The sequence below is a fragment of the Noviherbaspirillum aridicola genome (genome assembly GCF_019656455.1).
In the GTDB taxonomy this organism is placed as follows: domain Bacteria; phylum Pseudomonadota; class Gammaproteobacteria; order Burkholderiales; family Burkholderiaceae_D; genus Noviherbaspirillum; species Noviherbaspirillum aridicola.
The window spans coordinates 116,004-133,341 of sequence record NZ_BPMK01000015.1; the positions used below are offsets into that span (position 1 = coordinate 116,004).

At 67.5% G+C, this 17,338-nt stretch carries 14 protein-coding genes and 1 pseudogene; 6 read left to right on the forward strand and 9 right to left on the reverse strand.

From position 1 onward, the window contains the following. Positions 1–35 precede the first annotated feature (35 nt). The 4 genes from recQ to NCCP691_RS16615 form a co-directional block, all read right to left on the reverse strand. The gene (recQ, locus tag NCCP691_RS16600) at positions 36–1,856 is read right to left on the reverse strand and encodes a DNA helicase RecQ (protein WP_220809674.1); all 1,821 of its coding nucleotides are present in this window, start codon (positions 1,854–1,856) and stop codon (positions 36–38) included. 9 nt (positions 1,857–1,865) lie between these two features. Continuing rightward, complete coding sequence (locus tag NCCP691_RS16605) at positions 1,866–2,699, reverse strand: undecaprenyl-diphosphate phosphatase (protein ID WP_220809675.1); 834 nt, start codon at positions 2,697–2,699, stop codon at positions 1,866–1,868. A 73-nt stretch (positions 2,700–2,772) separates the two neighbouring features. Beyond that, the gene (locus tag NCCP691_RS16610; RefSeq protein WP_220809676.1) at positions 2,773–3,315 is read right to left on the reverse strand and encodes a DUF1439 domain-containing protein; all 543 of its coding nucleotides are present in this window, start codon (positions 3,313–3,315) and stop codon (positions 2,773–2,775) included. Between the two features lie 10 nt (positions 3,316–3,325). Beyond that, positions 3,326–3,664, reverse strand: coding sequence for a YkgJ family cysteine cluster protein (locus NCCP691_RS16615; protein ID WP_238482472.1), 339 nt, complete (start codon positions 3,662–3,664; stop codon positions 3,326–3,328). 122 nt (positions 3,665–3,786) lie between these two features. On the opposite strand from NCCP691_RS16615, the gene NCCP691_RS16620 reads away from it, so the two are divergent. From NCCP691_RS16620 to NCCP691_RS16645, 6 genes are read left to right on the forward strand one after another with little or no spacing between them, the layout of a single operon-like run. Beyond that, on the forward strand, positions 3,787–4,428 hold the full coding sequence (locus NCCP691_RS16620) for a TetR/AcrR family transcriptional regulator (RefSeq protein WP_373870369.1): 642 nt from the start codon (positions 3,787–3,789) through the stop codon (positions 4,426–4,428). Further along, a complete protein-coding gene (locus tag NCCP691_RS16625; protein WP_220809678.1) occupies positions 4,425–5,564 on the forward strand; it encodes an efflux RND transporter periplasmic adaptor subunit in 1,140 nt (379 codons plus the stop codon). Before NCCP691_RS16620 ends, NCCP691_RS16625 begins: the two co-directional genes overlap by 4 nt. A 45-nt stretch (positions 5,565–5,609) precedes the next feature. Next, positions 5,610–8,834, forward strand: a complete 3,225-nt coding sequence (locus NCCP691_RS16630; RefSeq protein WP_220809679.1) for an efflux RND transporter permease subunit — start codon at positions 5,610–5,612, stop codon at positions 8,832–8,834. A 41-nt stretch (positions 8,835–8,875) separates the two neighbouring features. Continuing rightward, positions 8,876–9,538 (forward strand): protein-L-isoaspartate O-methyltransferase family protein, encoded by a 663-nt coding sequence (locus NCCP691_RS16635; RefSeq protein WP_220809680.1) that lies wholly within the window; start codon positions 8,876–8,878, stop codon positions 9,536–9,538. Between the two features lie 11 nt (positions 9,539–9,549). Further along, positions 9,550–9,873, forward strand: coding sequence for a rhodanese-like domain-containing protein (locus tag NCCP691_RS16640; protein ID WP_220809681.1), 324 nt, complete (start codon positions 9,550–9,552; stop codon positions 9,871–9,873). Between the two features lie 29 nt (positions 9,874–9,902). Continuing rightward, positions 9,903–11,231 (forward strand): TolC family outer membrane protein, encoded by a 1,329-nt coding sequence (locus tag NCCP691_RS16645; RefSeq protein ID WP_220809682.1) that lies wholly within the window; start codon positions 9,903–9,905, stop codon positions 11,229–11,231. 57 nt (positions 11,232–11,288) lie between these two features. Here the strand turns inward: NCCP691_RS16645 and NCCP691_RS16650 are convergent, their stop codons facing one another. The 5 genes and pseudogenes from NCCP691_RS16650 to NCCP691_RS16670 form a co-directional block, all read right to left on the reverse strand. Beyond that, positions 11,289–13,181, reverse strand: a complete 1,893-nt coding sequence (locus tag NCCP691_RS16650; protein ID WP_220809683.1) for a putative bifunctional diguanylate cyclase/phosphodiesterase — start codon at positions 13,179–13,181, stop codon at positions 11,289–11,291. Next, entirely contained in the window at positions 13,182–13,712 is a 531-nt protein-coding gene (locus NCCP691_RS16655; protein WP_238482473.1) for a YfiR family protein, read from the reverse strand. It abuts the gene before it with no gap. Beyond that, the gene (locus NCCP691_RS16660; protein WP_220809684.1) at positions 13,712–15,727 is read right to left on the reverse strand and encodes a TonB-dependent receptor plug domain-containing protein; all 2,016 of its coding nucleotides are present in this window, start codon (positions 15,725–15,727) and stop codon (positions 13,712–13,714) included. The genes NCCP691_RS16655 and NCCP691_RS16660 overlap by 1 nt, the downstream gene beginning before the upstream one ends. A gap of 156 nt (positions 15,728–15,883) precedes the next feature. Then, on the reverse strand, positions 15,884–17,149 hold the full coding sequence (waaA, locus tag NCCP691_RS16665) for a lipid IV(A) 3-deoxy-D-manno-octulosonic acid transferase (RefSeq protein ID WP_220809685.1): 1,266 nt from the start codon (positions 17,147–17,149) through the stop codon (positions 15,884–15,886). Positions 17,150–17,154: 5 nt separating this feature from the next. Continuing rightward, positions 17,155–17,338: pseudogene (locus tag NCCP691_RS16670) on the reverse strand (phosphomannomutase/phosphoglucomutase); the annotation flags it as partial.

A 17,338-nucleotide genomic window follows, 5' to 3' on the forward strand; every position in this document is an offset into this window, starting at 1 on the left:
GTGTAGGAGAGGCGGGTTTGGTTCCAGCTGCCGGGTCAGTCTTCGTTGATCAGCGCGATGATTTCCTCGCCGTAGGTTTCCAGCTTGCGTTCGCCGACGCCGGAGATATTGCGCAGCTCGTTGATGGAGACGGGGCGGGCCTTGGCGATCTCGCGCATGGTGGCGTCGTGGAAGATGACGTAGGCGGGCACGTTGTGGCGGCGCGCGGTTTCGACGCGCCATGCGCGCAGCCTGTCGAACAGCGCCCGGGCGGCGCCCGACAGCTCGGCATCGATAGCGCGGGCGCGCGAACCGTCGCGCTTCTTTTTCTCGGGCTTGCGATATTCCCTGAGCAGCACCTGCTGTTCGCCGCGCAGCACGGGCCGTGCCGCATCGGTGAGCTTGAGCGAGCTGTAGGCGTCGTGGTCGACCACCAGCAGGCCGAGCGCGATCGCCTGCCTGAGAATGGCGCGCCATTCCTGCTCGCCGACGTCGGCGCCGATGCCGAATACGGACAGCTTGTCGTGGCGCCACTGGCGGATTTTCTCGGAGTCGGTGCCGCGCAGCACATCGATCACGTGGCCCGCGCCGAAGCGCTGCTCGGTGCGGTAGACGGCCGACAGCAGCTTTTGCATGCGCACGCTGCCATCATAGGATACCGGGGGCGAGAGACAGATGTCGCAGTTACCGCAGGGGCCGGAAGCCTGGCCGAAATAGTCGAGCAGGCGCACGCGCCGGCAATGCAGGGTTTCGCACAGGCCGAGCATGGCGTCGAGCTTGGCGCCCTGCACCCGCTTGAAGCTTTCGTCGGCCTCGGATTCGTCGATCATGCGGCGCTGCTGCACCACGTCCTGCAGGCCGTAGGCCATCCAGGCGTCGGCCGGCAGTCCGTCGCGACCGGCGCGGCCGGTTTCCTGGTAATAGCCCTCTATGCTCTTGGGCAGGTCGAGATGGGCGACGAAACGCACATCGGGCTTGTCGATGCCCATGCCGAAGGCGATGGTGGCCACCATCACGATGCCATCCTCGCGCAGGAAGCGCGACTGGTTGGCGGTGCGGTCCGCCAGCTCCATCCCGGCATGATAGGGCAGCGCGTTGACGCCGTGCGCGCAGAGGAATTCCGCGGTCTCCTCGACCTTCTTGCGCGACAGGCAGTACACGACCCCGGCGTCGCCCGCGTGCTCTTCCTGGATGAAGTCGAGCAGCTGCTTGCGGCCGTTGTTCTTTTCGACGATCTGGTAGCGGATGTTCGGGCGGTCGAACGAAGACACGAACTGGCGCGCATCGTCGAGCTGCAGCCGGTGCGCGATCTCGGCGCGGGTCTGCGGGTCGGCGGTGGCGGTGAGCGCGATGCGCGGCACCTGCGGAAAGCGCTCGTGCAGCACGGACAGCCGGATGTATTCCGGCCGGAAGTCATGCCCCCATTGCGACACGCAGTGCGCCTCGTCGATCGCGAACAGCGCCAGTTTCGAGGCATCGAGCAGTTCCAGGCAGCGCTGGGTGAGCAGTCTTTCCGGCGCCACATAGAGCAGGTCGAGCTCGCCGCCGCGCACCATGCGCTCGGTGCGCATGGCCTGCTCGTACGTCTGGGTGGAGTTGAGGAAGGCCGCGCGCACGCCGAGTTCGGCCAGGGCATCGACCTGATCCTGCATCAGCGCGATGAGCGGCGACACCACCACGCCGACGCCGTCGCGCAGCAGCGCGGGAATCTGGTAGCAGAGCGACTTGCCGCCGCCGGTGGGCATCAGCACCAGGGCGTCGCCGCCGGCGGCTACCTGGCCGATGATCTCGGCCTGATGACCGCGAAAGGAGGGATAACCGAAGACCGTTTGCAGGACGTCCAGCGCCCGGTCTTGCAATGAAGACTGTGAAGACATCCAGTGATTTTAATGGCTCCAGTCGACCAGGCCGCCATAAGCTGTCGCAATTACAACGATGCCGAAGACGATCCGGTACCAGGCGAAGAAGGTGAAGTCGTGCGTGCTGATATAGCGCAGCAGCCAGCGCACGCACAGGAACGCGGAAGCGAAGGCCGCGGCGGCGCCGATGCCGAACATCGGCAGGTCCGCCAGCGACAGCAGTTCGCGCTGCTTGACCACGGAATAGATGCCGGCGCCGAACAGCGTCGGAATCGCGAGGAAGAAGGAAAACTCGGTGGCGGCGCGCCGCGACAGGCCGAACATCATGCCGCCGATGATGGTGGCGCCGGAGCGGCTGGTGCCGGGAATCAGCGCGAATGCCTGGGCCAGGCCCACCTTGAGCGCGTCGAGCGGCGTCATTTCATCCACCGACTCGATGCGCGCGACCTTGCCGCGCCGCTTGTGCGCACGTTCCACGTAGAGGATCACGATGCCGCCGAGGATGAAGGCCAGCGCCACCGGCACCGGGTGGAACAGCACCGCCGTGATGCTCTTGTTGAACAGGAAGCCGAGCGTGGCGGCGGGCAGGAAGCCGATCAGCACGTTGAGCGCGAAACGCTGGGCGCGGCGGTCGCTGGTCAGCCCGCTCAGGACCGCGGCGATGCGCGCCCGGTACTCCCAGACCACGGCGAGCATGGCGCCGCCCTGGATGGCGATCTCGAAGACCTTGACCTTGTCGCCGGTGAAATTCAGCAGGCTGGCGGTGAGTATCAGGTGGCCGGTCGATGAAATCGGGAGGAACTCGGTCAGCCCTTCGACGATGCCCATGATGAGCGCCTTGAGCGCAAGCGTCAGGTCCATGCAGTAATCGCAATCAAATGATCAGGTCAATAAAAAACCCGTCGTCGGACGGGTTGGCGGAAGCGGTCCGCGCTCATCGCGCGGGCTCAAAGCTTACCACGAGCGCGTCGCCGCGCGTCGTGATTTTGGACGGATAGAAGCTGGCCCCGGCCACGCGGAGGTCTTCCGGCCTGAAGGTGTAGAGCGGATAGTCCGCCAGCATCTCTTCCGCCAGCAGGCTGCCGATGCGGGTCACCCGGTTCGCATAGAGCGGATCGAGCCCGTCCACGCTGAAGCTTTCCACGCGCGGCTCGCCCAGCACCACCGCGTTGCGCGACGGGTCTATCCGCAGCACGCCGGAGACGGCGAGATTGCCGGTCCAGCTGCGCTGCAGGAAAGGCGGCGCGATCGCGGTATCCATGCGCGTCAGGATGCGGTTGGTCTCCGGCAGCAGCGACACCCGGGGATTGGTCACGCGGATGTCGAGCAATTCCAGATAGCGGTTATTGAACGGGAAACGCCGCTCCATCGACTGCTGTATGCGGGCGAGCGGCACTTCCACGTCGCGCGGACCGAGCAGCGTGGCGCAGGCCGCCAGCAGCAGCGCCAGCGGCAGCAGGATGGCAATTCGTTTCATGACGGCGTCGCTACGGCAGAACGTGGGCATCGGCCGCACTTTCGCACACGCCGGCCAGACCGGCTTTGCCCGAAATCATGCGCGCCGTCGGCGCGCCGGGGCACGTCTCCTCTTCGAGACGCGACAGCCAGAAGATCGCCTGCTCGCGGCTGTCGCCGCACATGTCCGCCGCCGGCCGCAGGCTGCCGCAGAAAGACGGCCGTTCCGGACGGCCGAATACGGCGCAGCGCATGTCGGGCAGCAGCTGGGCGCAAGGCACGCCGGCCGGTTTGCCTTGCGGCATGCCGGGCAGCGGCGAGGTGATCGAGGGGGCGATGCAGCAGGCGCCGCATCCGGCTCGGCATTCCATGGCGTGACGGTTTCGCAGGGGAGCGGCATTCTACCGCTCTGCACCGCGCCGCGCTTGACGCTGAAGGACCGCGCCTTTATATTACTGACTCGTAAGTAATTTATTTTGTCGTCCCGCCAATGATCAAATGCCCGTTGAAGAAACCCCGCTGGGAGCGGCGCAAGGATGCGCGCCCCCAGGAATTGCTGGCGGCCGCGCTCGACCTGTTCGTCGAACGCGGCTTCGCCGCCACGCGGCTGGATGATGTCGCCGCGCGCGCCGGCGTCTCCAAGGGCACGCTCTATCTGTATTTCGCCAACAAGGAAGAACTCTTCAAGGCCGTCGTCCGGGAAAACGTGCTGCCCGCGCTGGGCGAGGCGGAAGACACGGTCGGCAGCTTCGAAGGCTCGACCGCCGACCTGTTTCGCGAGATCGTGTTCGGCTGGTGGGACCGCATCGGCCACTCCAAGGTCTCGGGCATCAGCAAGCTGATGCTGGCCGAATCGAACAACTTCCCCGAGGTGGCCGAGTTCTACCGCGACGAGGTGATCGCGCGCGCCGATGCGATGATCGCCAGCCTGCTGGAACGCGGCATCCGGCGCGGCGAATTCCGCCCCATCGACGTGCAGCATGCGACCAGCGTGCTGTGCGCGCCGATGCTGATGCTGATGCTGTCGCAGCACTCCTTCAACTGCCAGGTGCATCCGGTATCGCCGCAGCAGTATCTCGAGACTTTCGTCGAACTTTTTCTGAACGGCCTCCGACGCGACGCCGCCAGCCAATGACCCGCACTCCCCTGCTCAAACGGCGTCCCTTGTGGATTGCCCTGTTCGCCTGCCTGCTGCTGGCGCTGGCCGTATTCCTGGTCAAGCGTCCGTCCCGGCCGCAGCCGGCCGCCGCGCCGCCGGCGGCGGTGCTGGAATTCCTGCCGTCCGACGTGGTCCAGGCGCGCGTCGGCGAATTGCGGCGCCAGCTGCCTCTCACCGGCAGCCTGCGCGCGCTGCGCCAGGCCAGCGTCAAGGCACGCGTGCCGGGCGAGGTGCGCGAAGTGCTGGTGCGCGAAGGCGAAAGCGTGAAAGCCGGCCAGGTGCTGGTGCGCATGGATGCCGCCGATTACCAGGCGCGGCTGGAACAGGCGCGCGGCTCGCTGCAGGCCGCCCGCGGGCAGCTCGACATCGCGGTGCGCTCGCGCGACAACAACCGCGCGCTGCTGGACAAGGGTTTCATCTCGCAGAACGCGTTCGACACCGCCGAGAGCCAGTACCGCATCGCGCAGGCCAACGTGGACAGCGCGCGCGGTGCGCTCGACGTGGCGCGGAAAGCGGTCGGCGACACCGTGATCCGCGCGCCGATCGCCGGCACCGTCAGCAGCCGCAGCGTGCAGCCGGGCGAAAAGGTGGCCGCCGACAGCCGCCTGCTCGACGTGGTCGACCTCGCCCAGCTTGAGATGGAGGCCGCGGTGCCCGCCGCCGACATTCTGAACGTCGCGGTCGGCCAGGAAGTGCGGCTGCGGGTGGAAGGCATGCCCGCCCCGCTGGTGGCCAGGGTGGCCCGGATCAATCCGGCGACCACCGCGGGTTCGCGCTCGATCATGATCTATGTCCAGGTCGACAATCCGCAGGGCCTGCTGCGCGCGGGCATGTTCGCCGACGCGCAGCTGACGCTCGAACGCAGGACGGACGTGCTGCTGGTGCCGGCCGGCGCGGTGCAGAAGGATGGCGGCGCGAGCTTTGTCTACACCATCGAGAACGGCAGGCTGGCGCGCAGGCCGGTCACGCCCGGCATGCAGGGCAGCGACGGCGAACGCGATGCGGTCGAGATCCTGTCCGGCCTGGCGCCCGGCGCCCAGGTGGTGCGGACCAATCTCGGCGCGCTGCGCCCCGGCACCGAAGTCAGGCTGGCGCCCGCGCCGGCGCAGTAACACCCGACACACGAAACAGGCGCCGCGCGCCAAGGATATCCCCGCATGTGGTTCACCCGCATCAGCATCGGCAACCCGGTACTCGCGACCATGATGATGATGGCGTTCGTGGTGCTCGGCCTTTTTTCCTACCAGCGGCTGCGCGTCGATCAGTTCCCCGACGTCACCTTCCCGGTGGTCGTGGTGCAGACGGAATACCCGGGCGCTTCGCCGGAATCGGTCGAATCCGACGTCACCCGCAAGGTGGAAGAGACGGTCAATACCGTCAACGGCATCAAGAACCTGTATTCCCGCTCCTATGAAGGCAACTCGGTGGTGATCGTCGAATTCGACCTCACCATCGATCCGTCCCAGGCGGCGCAGGATGTGCGGGAAAAGGTGGCGATGGTCAAGGCGGTCTTCCGCGATGAAGTCAAGGAACCGCGGGTGATGCGCTTCGACCCGGCGGACCGACCCATCATCGCGATCGCCGTCACCGGCGACGGCAAGACCCAGGCGCGCGACATGCGCGAACTGACGACCATCGCGGACCAGGTGATCAAGAAGCGCCTCGAGAATGTGCGCGGCGTGGGCTCGGTATCGCTGGTGGGCGGCGTGCGGCGCGAGATCCAGGTCCATGTGAAGCCGTTCGAGATGGAAGCGCTCGGCATCGGCATCGACCAGGTCATGAATGCGCTGCGCAGCGAGAACCTGGAGCTGCCGGCGGGCGCCATCCGTTCCGGCAGCGACGAGAAGGTGGTGCAGATCCGCGGCAAGCTGCGCCAGCCGCAGGATTTCGAGCGCATCGTGGTCGCCCGCCGCGGCGGCCAGCCGGTCACCCTTTCCCAGATCGCGACCGTGGTCGACGGCCAGGAAGAACAGGAAAGCCTGGCCCTGTACAACGGCCAGCGCACGCTCGCGGTGTCGGTGCAGAAGGCGCAGGACCAGAACACCATCGACGTGGTGGACGGCATCCGGGAAGCGATGGCCGAGCTGCAGCCGCGCCTGGATACGCTCTATCCCGGCGTGCGGCTGGAAGTGATCCAGGACAGCTCGCGCCAGATCCGCACCGGCGTGCAGAACGTGCGCCAGACCCTGATCGAGGGCGCGATCCTGACCATCCTGATCGTTTTCCTGTTCCTCAATTCCTGGCGCTCGACGGTGATCACCGGCCTCACGCTGCCGGTGGCGGTGATCGGCACCTTCCTCTTCATGTACATCTTCGGCTTCACCATCAACATGATCACGCTGATGGCGCTGTCGCTGTGCGTGGGCCTGCTGATCGACGACGCCATCGTGGTGCGGGAAAACATCGTGCGCCACGCCGGCATGCGCGACCGCAGCGGCCGCTTCAAGGATCACAAGAAGGCCGCCCTCGACGGCACCGCGGAAATCGGCCTGGCGGTGCTGGCCACCACCTTTTCCATCGTCGCGGTATTCCTGCCGGTGGGCTTCATGGGCGGCATCATCGGCCGCTTCTTCCACCAGTTCGGCGTGACCGTGGTGGCGGCGGTGCTGATCTCGATGTTCGTCTCCTTCACGCTCGACCCGATGCTGTCGTCGGTATGGCCCGATCCGGAAGCCCACGGCAACCATGGCCGCCGCAACTCGCTCTACGACCGCACCATCGGACGCGTGCTGGGGCAGTTCGAGCGTTTCGTGCAATGGCTGTCGCGCGTCTACCAGTCGCTGCTCTCCTGGTCTCTCGCGCATCGCAAGACCACGCTCGCAATCGCCGCCGCGAGCTTCTTCGGCGGCCTCGCCATTCCCGCGGGCGGCCTGATCGGCTCCGAATTCGTGCCGCAGGCCGACTATTCGGAAACGGGCATCACCTATTACACGCCGGTCGGCTCCTCGCTCGAGTTCACCGAGACCAAGGTGCGCCAGGTGGAGGCCATGCTGCGCGAATTCCCGGAAGTGCGCGATCTCTACAGCACCGTCAACACCGGCTCCGCCCAGGGACGGAACTATGCGACCACCTTCGTGCGCCTGGTGCCGCGCAAGGAACGGGAGCGCAGCACCGGCCAGCTCAGCGGACCGCTGCGCGAGCGCCTGCAGCGCGTGGCCGGCATCACCGTCACCCACATCGGCTCGCTCGACGGCGTCGGCGGCGACAACAAGCAGCTGCGGCTGAGCCTGCAGGGCAGCGACCTGAAGGAACTGGCGCGACTGACCGACGAAGCGATGCGCCGCATCGGCGCCATCCCCGGCGTGGTCGACCTCGACTCCAGCCTGAAGGCGGAAAAGCCGACGATCGCGATCGAGCCCAGGCGCGACATCGCGGCCGATCTCGGCATCGGCGTGGCCCAGATCGGCAACGCGCTGCGGCCGCTGCTGGCGGGCGACGAGACCACCACCTGGCGCGGCCCGGACGACGAGAACTACAACGTCCGCGTGCGGCTGGCGCCGTCCGACCGCAACGAGGCAGAGGACCTGTCGCGCCTGATGCTGGCCAGCTCCCAGACCAATGCCGACGGCACGCCGCGCATGGTGGCGCTGCGCCAGGTCGCCTCCATCACCCCGTCCACCGGCGCCAACCAGATCAACCGGCGCGACCTGAACCGGGAAGTCGAGCTGTCGGCCAACGTGGTCGGCCGCTCGGCCGGCGAAGTCAGCGCCGATGTGCGGGGCGCGCTGGACGGCATGAACTGGCAGCCCGGCTATCGCTACCAGCTCGGCGGCTCCACCAAGAACATGCAGGAATCCTTCGGCTATGCGCTGTCGGCGCTGGCGCTGGCCATCATCTTCATCTACATGATCCTGGCCTCGCAGTTCGCCAGCTTCCTGCAGCCGGTGGCGATCATGTCTTCGCTGCCGCTGACGCTGGTCGGGGTGTTCCTGGCGCTGATGTTCTTCCGCTCCACGCTGAACATGTTTTCCATCATCGGCTTCATCATGCTCATGGGCCTGGTGACCAAGAACGCGATCCTGCTGGTGGATTTCGCCAACCAGGCGCGCAAGGCCGGCGCGGAGCGCACCGCCGCCCTGCTGGAAGCCGCCCACGTCCGCCTGCGCCCGATCCTGATGACCACGCTGGCGATGGTGTTCGGCATGGTGCCGCTGGCCTTCGGCATGAGCGAGGGCTCGGAACAGCGGGCGCCGATGGGCCAGGCGGTGATCGGAGGGATTATCACTTCGTCATTACTCACCCTGGTGGTGGTGCCGGTGATCTATACCTATCTCGACGACTTCACCGCCTGGGTGCGCCGCAAGCCGCGCCCGGCGTTGCCGGAAGGCGGCGGCGGCGGCGCGGAAGCGGTTCCCCAGGGTAAAAACCGGGACCCCCTTTGATAAAATAGCGCGTTTGTTCATCCACCTTGCCGAGACCAGAAATGAATATCGAAAAAGCCCGTTTCAACATGATCGAGCAGCAGATCCGCCCGTGGGACGTTCTGGCGCCGGACGTGCTCGATTTGCTGCTGGTGGTCAAGCGTGAGAACTTCGTGCCGCCCGCCTACCGCAACCTGGCCTTCATGGACACCGAGATTCCGCTGTCGGCCAGTGCGCGCATGTTCACCCCGAAGCTGGAGGCGCGCATCCTGCAGGAGCTGAATGTCCGCCCGCAGGAGACGGTGCTGGAGATCGGCGCCGGTTCCGGCTACCTCGCGGCGCTGCTGGCGGCCAAGGCGCGCCAGGTGACGACGGTCGAGATCGACCCCGCGCTGGCCGCGATGGCGCGCAAGAACCTGGCAGACAACGGCGTCAGGAACGTCGAGGTGGTCGAGGGCAACGGCGCGGCCGGCTGGCCGGCCAACCGGGCCGAGCCGCTGTACGACGTGATCGTGATTTCGGCCTCGGTGCACGCCGTGCCCGATATCTTCCTCAAGCAGCTCAAGCCGGGCGGCCGCCTGTTCGTCGTCGTCGGCGAGCCGCCGGTGATGTCGGCGGAAATCACCACGCGCGCCGGCGACAGCAAGTTCGAGACGGTCAAGGTCTTCGAGACCAGCATCGCCCCGCTGCTCGGCATCGCGCCGCCTTCGCAATTCAGTTTCTGAGGACAACCGGCATGGAACAGATCACCGCCCCCGAACTCGCCGCCTGGCTGGCGGACGAATCCCGTCCCGCGCCCTTGCTGCTCGATGTGCGCGAGCCCTGGGAATTCCAGACCTGCCACATAGCGGGCGCGCAGTCCATGCCGATGAACACCGTGCCGGAGCGCATGCAGGAGCTTGAAGAGGATGCGCCCGTGGTCTGCATCTGCCATCACGGCGCGCGCAGCATGTCGGTGGCCGCCTTCCTCGAGCGCCAGGGTTTTTCCAGGGTCATCAACCTCACCGGCGGCGTCCATGCCTGGGCGCTGCAGGTCGACGGCAGCATGCCCACCTACTGACACCCGCATTCATCTCCGGAGGATCCTCAATGCGCAAGCCCCTCATCGCCGTACTGCTCGCCGGCGCCTTCCTGTCGCTCAATGCGCATGCGCTCGACCTGCTGCAGGTGTACCAGGAGGCGCAGGCCGCCGACGCGGTATTCGCCAGCGCGCGCGCGGCGGCGGCGGCGGGAAGGGAGCGCGAGGCGCAGGGACGGGCCGGGCTGCTGCCGGTGGTGGGCGTGAGCGGCAGCTACAACCGCACCGACGCGGAGAATTTCGAGGTCGGCGGCTTTTCCCGTCCAGATACCGACTTCAGCTCGCGGGGCTACACCATCTCGCTGTCCCAGCCGCTGTTCCGTCTCGCGAACTGGGAGCAGTACCAGCAGGGCAAGCTCTCGGTGGCAGCCAGCGAGGCCCAGTTCGCCCAGGCGCGGCAGGACCTGATCGTGCGCGTGGCGCAGGCCTATTTCGACGTGCTCGCCTCGCAGGATGCGCTGGCATCGGTGCAGGCCCAGAAGACGGCGATCACCGAGCAGCTCGCCTCGGCCAAGCGCAATTTCGAGGTCGGCACCGCCACCATCACCGACACCCATGAGGCGCAGGCGCGCTACGACCTGGTGCTGGCGCAGGAATTCGCCGCGCAGAACGACCTCGAGATCAAGCGCAGCGCGCTGCAGCAGATCATCGGCAAGCCGGCCGGCGCGCTGGCCACGCTGCGCCCCGGCATCCGGCTCAATTCGCCCGAGCCGGCCACGCTCGACAACTGGGTGCAGAGCGCGGAACAGCAGAACTTCGGCGTCATCGGCCAGCAGCTCGCGCTGGAGATCGCGCAGCGCGAGATCAAGCGCAGCCGCGCCGGCCACTACCCGACCGTCGACCTGGTCGCCAGCCGCAACCACACCAACCAGAGCGGCAGCACCCAGACTCCCGGCGTGGGCACCACGGGCGACACCAACAGCATCGGCGTGCAGTGGAACATCCCGATCTTCTCCGGCTATGCGGTCACCAGCCGGGTGCGCGAGGCGATCGCGCTGGAAGAACGCTCCCGCGCCGATCTGGAGAACGCGCGCCGCACGGCCGCCCAGGGCGCGCGCCAGGCCTTCCTCGGCGTGAACGCCGGCCTGGCCCAGGTCAGGGCGCTGGAGGCGGCGGAAGTGTCGAGCCAGTCGGCGCTCGAATCCAACCGCCTCGGCTATCAGGTCGGGGTGCGCATCAACATCGACGTGCTCAATGCGCAGCAGCAGCTGTTCTCCACCCGGCGCGATCTGTCGCGCGCGCGCTACGACACCATCGTCAACGGCCTGCGGCTGAAGGCGGCGGCGGGCGTCCTGAAGGAAGAAGACCTGGTCCAGGTGAACGCGCTGCTGCAGCAGTAGCGGCATGCGGGAAACGGGCCGCCAGGCCCGCCTCGGCAGGCTTTCGCGCGCGCAGGGCTAGGCGGGCATCGCCGGCGCCAGCGCCGCCCTGCTTTCGAGGAAGCGCGTGGTCGCCTGCACATTGCGCGGCTCGGCAAAGTAATACCCCTGCATGACATCGCAGCCCGCGTTGCGGAGGAATTCCAGCTGGCGCGCGTTCTCGACACCCTCGGCGGTAACCGTCATGCCGAGGCTGTGCGCCATGGCGATGATGGCCTCGCAGATCGCTTCGTCGTCGCCGTCGCCGGGAATGTCGCGCACGAAGGTGCGGTCGATCTTGAGGCGGTCGATCGGGAAGCGCTTCAGGTAGGCCATCGATGAATAGCCGGTGCCGAAATCGTCGATGGCAAGCCGCACGCCTTCGGCCCGCAGGCGCTCCAGCAACGCGATGTTGGCCTGGACGTTGTCCATCAGGATCGACTCGGTGATTTCCAGCTCGAGTCGGGATGCGTCGATGCCGGCCTCTTCCACCGCCGCCATGACGTCGGCCGCCAGCCCCGGTTCCCGCGCCTGGCGGGCGGACAGGTTGACCGCGACGTTGACGTTTTCCAGACCGGCGCGCTCCCATGCCGCCGCCTGACGGCATGCCTGCTGCAGCACCCATCGCCCGATCGGCACGATGAGGCCGCTCTCCTCGGCGACCGGAATGAATTCGGCCGGGCTGATCAGGCCGAGTTCCGGATGCTCCCAGCGCAGCAGGGCCTCGACGCCGGCGATCCTGCCGTCGCGCAGGCTGACCTGGGGCTGATAATGGAGCTGCAGTTCGCCGCGCTCGAGCGCCTTGCGCAGGCTGGTTTCCAGCGACAGGCGTTTCTGCACCCGGTAATCGAAGTCGGGATGAAAGCTCTCCCAGGCATTCTTGCCGCGGCTCTTGGCCTGGTACATCGCGGTGTCGGCATTGCGGATCAGGGTTTCGAGGTCGCGCGCGTCGTCGGGACAAAGGCTCAGCCCTGCGCTGGCGGTCACGTAGATCTCATGCCTGTCGATGGCGAACGGCGCCGCGAGCGACTGCAGCACCGCGGCAGCCGTCCTGTCCGGCGCGGCGGGCGCATGCAGGATCACCGCGAACTCGTCGCCGCCGATGCGGCACAGCAGTTCATTGTCGCCGAGGCAGGACAGCAGCCGGTCGGCCACCAGCTTGAGCAACCTGTCGCCGGCATGATGGCCGAGGGTGTCGTTCACCATCTTGAAGTTGTCCAGGTCCAGCAGCAGCAGGCCGGCATGGCCGCCGAAACGGTCCACGGCGGCGAGCGCTTCCGACAGGCGTCCGTTGAATGCATGGCGGTTCGGCAGACCGGTCACCGGGTCGACATGCGCGAGGCGGTCGAGATGCGCTTCGGCGGAGCGCACCCGTGCGCGCATGCGGCTCACCAGCAGGAAAGCCACCGCCAGCGACCCGAGCGCGACCGCCAGCGTCAGCGCGCCATAGGCGAGCAGGCGTGCATACAGCTGTTCCAGGCTGGCGCGGATGGCGACCACGCCTACCCTGTCGCCGTCGAGCTCGATGGGACGCGCGATCTCCAGGTGGGTGGCGCTGAAGCGCTGGCCGGCTCGCATCAGGTCGGCGCTCAGGCCCAGCTCGGCGGCACCGTTGCGACGGAAGGCGGCGACGATGCGGCCCTCGCCGTCGAAGATCGCCGCCGCTTCCACCGCCGGCGCGGCCGACAGCGCGGACAAGGTTTCATTGCTGGCGCGGCTGTCGCGAAACAGCAGCGCCGCCGCGCTGTTCTCGCTGACGATGCGCGCCTGCACATCCACGTCTTCCAGCATCGCCGCGCGCAGCGACACGAACTGGAAACCGATCAGCAGGATGCTGGCAACGAGCAGGGCGGCGCCGGCCGTCACCAGGTTGGCGAGATCGAGCCAGCGGCCGAGCCGCGGCGTGGCGGAATGCAATGCGATTTTTCTCATTCAGTTCACCATGCGCGCCAGGCGCAGCAGCTTCGAGCTGAGCACCAGCCGGGCCTGTCGCGCGGCCTTCAGATCGATGTCGAATGTCAGGCGCTGGCCTTCGGTGTCGAGCGCAACCACCGCGCCCTCGCGCGCGATGCGGTCGTCGTCGGTCACGGTCAGGACCGGCGCGCCGTCGATGGCCTTGCGCGTCTGCGCCCAGCGCTCGCGGTCGCCGCCATCGAGCACGAGCAGATGACAGGCGCGCAGGCTCTCGCCGCCGGTGGCGGTGCGCAGGGCGAGGCGCCGCCCCTTCACCGTCTTGCCCGCGATCGCCGACAGCGGCTCGCGCATCGGGCTGGCGGCGCCGACGCAGACATGGAACAGTCCGCCTTCGTATGACGTGTCGGCCGGCCAGTCGGTGAAGAGCGCGAAATTGAACACGAAGGCTGCCTTGAGTTCATGCTCGGACGCCGCCTGCGCAAGCGCGAGCACGGGATGCAGCAGCATCGCGGCGGCAAGCAGTCGAACGGCGGCGCGCATGACCGGCATCAGAACGCGTATTCCATCTTGAGGCGGACGCTGCGGCCGTTCTGCCGCAGCGCGTCCTGCCGGTGCTCGCCGCCGCCCGGATCGGACCAGCGGCGGTCGAACAGGTTGTAGAGGCTGGCCGATACGTCCAGTCCCGGCGCAAGCTTCAGCGAGGACAGCGTCAGATTGGTCAGCAGGTGGCTGCCGGTGCTGCCCGCCAGGGTATTGCGGCGGCTCGTGTAGCGCAGTTCGACCCCGGCCTGCCAGGGGCCGCCGAGCAGCGGCGCGGCCAGGTTCAGCTTGGCCAGGTGACGGGGCGAGTTCGGCAGCGTCATGCCGGTCGACAGATCGCGCGTGTGCTGACGGCTGTAGCTCACGCGCAGCCGCGCGCCGCCGGTCCAGACCTGCTCGAACTCCACTTCCGCGCCCTGGGAACGGGCGCGGTCGATGTTGTCATACATGAGCAGGCCGTCGGCCGGGTCGAGCACCTGGGTGATCAGATCCGACACCCGGTTGCGGTACACGGACAGCAGCAGACGCGTGTCCGCCCTGAACGACTGCTCGACGCTCACTTCGGTGCTGCGCATGTGTTCCACCTTCAGCGACGGATTCGGCTTCTGCCCGCCTTCGCCCGGCACGCTGTAGTAGGCCTCGTAGGCGCTCGGCGCGCGGAATGCGTGGCCGTGCATCAGCTTGAGCGTGGTCGCTTTCGCCGGACGATGGATCAGCGCCAGGCGCGGACTGGTCTCCGTGCCGCTGATGTCGTTGCGGTCGATGCGCATGCCCGCGTTGAGCAGCAGGTTCTCGCGCAGCCTGATCTCGTCCTGTGCATAGACCCCGCCGCGATAGCCCGTGCGGCGAGCGTCGAGACGCAGGAGATAGGGGTCGAGATCGTAGTTGATCTGTTCGCGCCGGTAATCCCTCTGGTATTCGGCGCCCGCGACCAGCTTGTGCCCGTCGAAGGCGACGGTGACGAGCCTGGCCTCCATCCCCCACCAGGCGGAATCGGTGCGGTCCCGGTTCAGTCCCTCCGGTGCCGGCAGGTAGGCATAGTCGCCGCGATACTGGTAGCGCCCCCAGTGGACGCGCGTATTGAGTTCCGTCGCGGAGGAAAGCGCATGCTTCCAGCCGACGTCTATCGCGGTTTGCGTATCGACCGTGCGCGAACGAGGATCGTTGAACGCCTGCTCGTAGGAGGCGGTGGGCACGCCCTTGGTCCGTTCGCCATGCAGCAGCGACAGGCTCAGGTCGCCCGCGCTGCCCCTGAAGAACAGCTTCCGGCCACGGTCATGGTCGAGTCCCGAGGCGACACCGTTGCTGGTCTCCGGCGTGTCGAACTCGGGAAAATACACATCCTTGCCGCGCTCCCTGAAGCTGCTGACCGACAGCAGCCACTCGTGTCCGTCGCCGCGCTTGCCATAGCTGGCACGCCCGCGGCGCCAGTGCTGGCTGCCGGCTTCGAGCGCGACGCGCGGGCCGGCGAGGTCCCGTCCCCGCTTCGTGATCACATTGACGACGCCCAAGAATGCGTTGGTGCCATAGATGGAAGAACCGGGGCCGGGCACGAATTCGACGCGCTCGATCAGATCGACATCGACGCCGAACTCCGTGCCGAGCGCCGCCTGCTCATAAACGCCGTCATTGACGCGATTGCCGTCGACGAGCAGCAGAAAGCGGGTGTTGAAGTCCCCCGGGCGCAGGAAGCCGCGCGCGCCGAGATAGCTGTAGTTGCGGTCGTAGCTGGTGTGCAGGCCGCGCATGCTGCCGAGGATGTCGGCCAGCGTGCGCCAGCCGAAGGCCCGGATGTCGGCTGCGGTCACGACCGAGACATTGGACGGCGCCTCCGTGGGTTTCTGGCTGAAGCGGGAAGCGCTGTAGACATCGAATGCGAGCAGCTGCTCGATCGGCATGTCGGCCAGTTCCGCCACGTCCGTCCGCGCCGCCGCCTGGCCGCAAAGCACCGCGGCCACGCCTGCGGCGCCGGCAAGCCGGCGCAGCGTATCCCGCGCCAGGCGTGTGCCCGTCGTTGTCCTCATCCCTCGTTCCACTTTGTCCCTGGCGTCTTGGCGCGCGGTCTGTCGCCGCGGCTGCAATGTTTCGGTTATTTGAAGCCCATTCTAGCCGAGGGGGAATGAAAATAGTGACTCGAAGAAACTTTTTCTTGATATCGGCAAGGGTTTTGCAGACGAAGATCAGGAAAACAGCGGCCGCAGCAGGGCAATCGTGCGCCGGGTCGCTCCGCGATGCTGTTGCGCGAATGCCGCAGCGGCGTGGCCCATTTCCTCACGCTGCGCCGGCGACCGCAGCAGCCGGTCGGCGGCATCGACGATCTGCTGCGCATCCGCCAGCCTCAGCGCGGCCCCGGCGGCGATCGCATCCTCGCTCGCAGCGGCGAAGTTGAAGGTGTGCGGCCCCAGCAGCACCGGCTTGCCGACGGCGCAGGCCTCGATCAGGTTCTGCCCGCCGAACGGCAGCACGCTGCCGCCGATGTGGGCGACATCGCTGGCGGCATAGTAGGCAAACATCTCGCCCATCGAATCGCCGAGCAGCACCTGGACTTCCGGCGCGAGCGGCGCATCGGCCAGCGTCGAGCGCCGCGCCATGCGCAGGCCGCGCGCCGCCACCTCCTGCGCCACCTCGTCGAAACGCTGCGGATGGCGCGGCACCAGCAGCAGCAGCGAGGTTCCGCGGTCCCGGGCGCGCCAGGCATCGAGCAGCAGGACTTCCTCTCCCTCGCGCGTACTGGCGCACAGAAAGACAGGCCGCTCGCCGATCCGCGTTCGCAGTGCGGCGCCGGCCGCGAGCATGGCGGCGGGCGGCTCCACATCGAACTTGAGGTTGCCGGTGACATGCACATTGGGTGTGCCGAATCGGCGCAGGCGGTCGGCGTCGGCGTCGGTCTGCGCGGCCACGCAAGCCATGCCGGCGGCGGCCTCGCCCATCAGGCCCGGCAGCCGCCGGGCCTTGGCGAGCGAGCGCTCGGACAGCCGCGCATTCACGAGCGCCACCGGCACCGCGTGGCGGGCGCATTGCGCCATCAGGTTGGGCCAGACTTCGGTCTCCATCAGGATGCAGAGTCGCGGCCGGAAATGCCGCAGGAAGCGCCCGACCATCAGGCCGGTGTCGTAGGGCAGAAAACTCTGGACGACGCGCCCGCCATGCCGGCCGAACAGCGACGCGCCGGTGGCCCGGCCGGTCGCCGTCATATGGGTCAGCAGGATGGCGTGATCCGGCCAGGCGGCGAGCAGTGCATTGACCAGCGGCTCGGCCGCGCGTGTCTCGCCGACCGACACCGCGTGCACCCAGATGACGGGCGCGTTGATGCGCTGCCGGTAAATGCCGAAACGTTCGCCGAGATGCTGGCGGTACCCCGGTTCGCGTCGCCCCCGCCACCACAGCCTGGCCAGCACCAGCGGCAGCGCCAGCCACCAGGCGACGGAATACAGGAGACGCGCCATCGGTGTCAGAAGGGCAGGACCAGCCCCGGACGGACGGCCGAAAGCGCCGAGCGGAACGATTGCTGGATCCGCGCCAGCGCCGCATCGGTCTCGCCCTCGAAGCGCAGCACCACCACCGGCGTGGTGTTGGACGAGCGCGCCAGGCCGAAGCCGTCCGCATACTCGACCCGCAAACCGTCGATGGTCACG

What these genes read in the sequence shown, in the direction of transcription:
- NCCP691_RS16635 (WP_220809680.1), top strand. Translation starts at nt 8,876, where the DNA reads ATGAATATCGAAAAAGCCCGTTTCAACATGATCGAGCAGCAGATCCGC.
- NCCP691_RS16645 (WP_220809682.1), top strand. Translation starts at nt 9,903, where the DNA reads ATGCGCAAGCCCCTCATCGCCGTACTGCTCGCCGGCGCCTTCCTGTCG.
- waaA (WP_220809685.1), bottom strand. Translation starts at nt 17,149, where the DNA reads ATGGCGCGTCTCCTGTATTCCGTCGCCTGGTGGCTGGCGCTGCCGCTG.
- NCCP691_RS16605 (WP_220809675.1), bottom strand. Translation starts at nt 2,699, where the DNA reads ATGGACCTGACGCTTGCGCTCAAGGCGCTCATCATGGGCATCGTCGAA.
- NCCP691_RS16660 (WP_220809684.1), bottom strand. Translation starts at nt 15,727, where the DNA reads ATGAGGACAACGACGGGCACACGCCTGGCGCGGGATACGCTGCGCCGG.
- recQ (WP_220809674.1), bottom strand. Translation starts at nt 1,856, where the DNA reads ATGTCTTCACAGTCTTCATTGCAAGACCGGGCGCTGGACGTCCTGCAA.
- NCCP691_RS16625 (WP_220809678.1), top strand. Translation starts at nt 4,425, where the DNA reads ATGACCCGCACTCCCCTGCTCAAACGGCGTCCCTTGTGGATTGCCCTG.
- NCCP691_RS16640 (WP_220809681.1), top strand. Translation starts at nt 9,550, where the DNA reads ATGGAACAGATCACCGCCCCCGAACTCGCCGCCTGGCTGGCGGACGAA.
- NCCP691_RS16615 (WP_238482472.1), bottom strand. Translation starts at nt 3,664, where the DNA reads ATGGAATGCCGAGCCGGATGCGGCGCCTGCTGCATCGCCCCCTCGATC.
- NCCP691_RS16650 (WP_220809683.1), bottom strand. Translation starts at nt 13,181, where the DNA reads ATGAGAAAAATCGCATTGCATTCCGCCACGCCGCGGCTCGGCCGCTGG.
- NCCP691_RS16610 (WP_220809676.1), bottom strand. Translation starts at nt 3,315, where the DNA reads ATGAAACGAATTGCCATCCTGCTGCCGCTGGCGCTGCTGCTGGCGGCC.
- NCCP691_RS16655 (WP_238482473.1), bottom strand. Translation starts at nt 13,712, where the DNA reads ATGCCGGTCATGCGCGCCGCCGTTCGACTGCTTGCCGCCGCGATGCTG.
- NCCP691_RS16630 (WP_220809679.1), top strand. Translation starts at nt 5,610, where the DNA reads ATGTGGTTCACCCGCATCAGCATCGGCAACCCGGTACTCGCGACCATG.